At 71.7% G+C, this 1,937-nt stretch carries 3 protein-coding genes; 2 read left to right on the top strand and 1 reads right to left on the bottom strand.

The window, feature by feature from the left end; translation table 11 throughout:
- Positions 1-212: substrate-binding domain-containing protein (locus PLL68_RS14470; RefSeq protein ID WP_324535282.1), on the top strand; the 212-nt coding region annotated here is incomplete at its 5' end.
- 130 nt (positions 213-342) lie between these two features.
- A complete protein-coding gene (locus PLL68_RS14465) occupies positions 343-1,014 on the top strand; it encodes a hypothetical protein (RefSeq protein WP_324535284.1) in 672 nt (223 codons plus the stop codon).
- Between the two features lie 123 nt (positions 1,015-1,137).
- Here the strand turns inward: PLL68_RS14465 and PLL68_RS14460 are convergent.
- Positions 1,138-1,937 (bottom strand): class I tRNA ligase family protein (locus PLL68_RS14460; RefSeq protein ID WP_324535280.1); only part of this gene is annotated, 800 nt, incomplete at its 5' end.

Raw genomic sequence — 1,937 nt, 5'->3', positions numbered from 1 at the left:
GGTTCGACGACATCGAGCTGGCGAGCATGGCCGAACCCAGCCTGACGACCATCCGCCAGCGCACCGAGAACCAGGGACGGCTGATGGCCCGGTTGCTGCTGCGCCAGCTCGGCCACGAGGTCGACGACGTCGAGTCCGAGCCCGCCCCGAGCACCCCGGACGGTCGCGGCATCGTCCAGCACGTCGACCTCATCGAGCGCGAATCAGCTTGACCGCCCGCCCTCGGGAACGAGGTTCGCGAGCTTGACGACGAGCAGCACGAGGGCGGACCCGCCCCACCCGCCCGCCCCACGGTCGGTGCTGGCGCGCTGACCCCGGGGCCGACACGATGGGGGAGTGGTGATGCCCTATCGACTGCGTGCCGGAGACACCGGCCCCGTCCAGCAGTCCCCCGTGACGTGTGGCTCGGCCTGCCTCACTGTGGCCCGCATGCACGTCGACCCCCACTTCGCCTCGTGGGTGCGCACCGGTCTTCCCAATCCGCCGGGTTCTCCGCAGGGGGCCACACCGGGGGAGCGGTTCGCCGCCTACGAACGCATCGTCATGCGGCGAACCAACAGCCTGTTCCCCGGATCCGGTCGGCTCAACGTCCCCTGGCCCCGCCAACTCGGCACGCCGCCGTGGGGGGCCCGTCGCGAGCTCGAGTTCGGGGCTGCTCGCCGCGGCACGCACTACACGACCGACGTCCTGCGCGCCGACTCCCGGACCGACCGGGTCCTGGCGTTCGACACCCTCGTCGAGGTCGTCGCCGAGGGTGAACCGGCGCTGCTGTACGTCGGCAACGCCACGCTGCCCCGACACGTCGTGCTCATCCTCCCGGGGGACGGTGACCGCATGCTCGACGTCTACGATCCCGGCAGCGGCCGGGTCACTCACCTGCGGCGTGACGTCGTCGTCGACGCACAGCTGGCGCTCAGCGGGTGGGACGTGCCGTGGTTCGCGGTGCGCCCCACGGGGCTGCGCTCGGTCACCCGACCCGGGTACGCCGTCGCCCCGGACGCAGCCCCCGCCTGACTCCATCTGAACGCGACTTCGTGCGACTTCGGTGCGGTTTCACGGGCTTTTGGCCGGAAAGACCGCACGCAAGTCGCACGAAGTCGGGAACTATGTGGGCGGGGTGGGTCAGGGTCGGGTGGGTCAGGCCGTGGGCTTGGGGACCGCCACGAGCTCGATGTCGCGCGCGGCGACCTCATCGCCTTCGGCGTAGTCGAGGATGCCGGTGAGCTTGCCGGCCGCTCGCAGGTCACCTTCGGCGCTGCGCACGTGGGCGTGCACGGCATCCGGCCCGACGAGGGTCATCGAGGGCACCTCGGCGCGCATGCCGACCTTGGCCTCCGACTTCGCCTTGCGCACGACGGCCAGGGCGGCACCCACCGACCCGAGCACGGCCGGGTCGCCGCTGCCGGGCACCTCGTCGACCGTCGGCCACGAGGCGCGGTGCACCGACCCGTCGTGGGTCCAGGACCAGACCTCCTCGGTGACGTAGGGCAGGACCGGCGCGAACAGCCGCAGCACCACGTCGAGGCTGATCCGCAGCGTCGCACGGGCCGATGCCGCCCCGGCGTCACCCTGGGCACCGTAGGCGCGGTCCTTGACGAGCTCGAGGTAGTCGTCGCAGAACGACCAGAACCACTGCTCGGTGACCTCGAGGGCGCGGGTGAAGTCCCAGGCCTCGAAACCGGCGGTGGCCTTGGCCACGACGTCGCGCAGGCCGGCGAGCAGGGACAGGTCGATCGGCTCGGTCACCTGCGCGGCGAGGTCACCCTCGACCGACCCGAACGACAGCGCGAACTTGCTCGCGTTGAGCACCTTGATCGCGAGGCGCCGGCCGACCTTGATCTGGCCGGTGTCGTAGGCGGCATCCGTGCCCAGGCGACCGCTGGCCGCCCAGTAGCGCACGGCATCCGCGCTGTGCTCCTTGAGCAGGTCCTCGGGGG

The organism is Ornithinibacter sp., from assembly GCF_035443565.1.
Classification (GTDB): Bacteria; Actinomycetota; Actinomycetes; order Actinomycetales; family Dermatophilaceae; genus Fodinibacter.
Note: the sequence above shows the minus strand (reverse complement) of the source record. Positions and strands in the feature narration are given on the sequence as shown.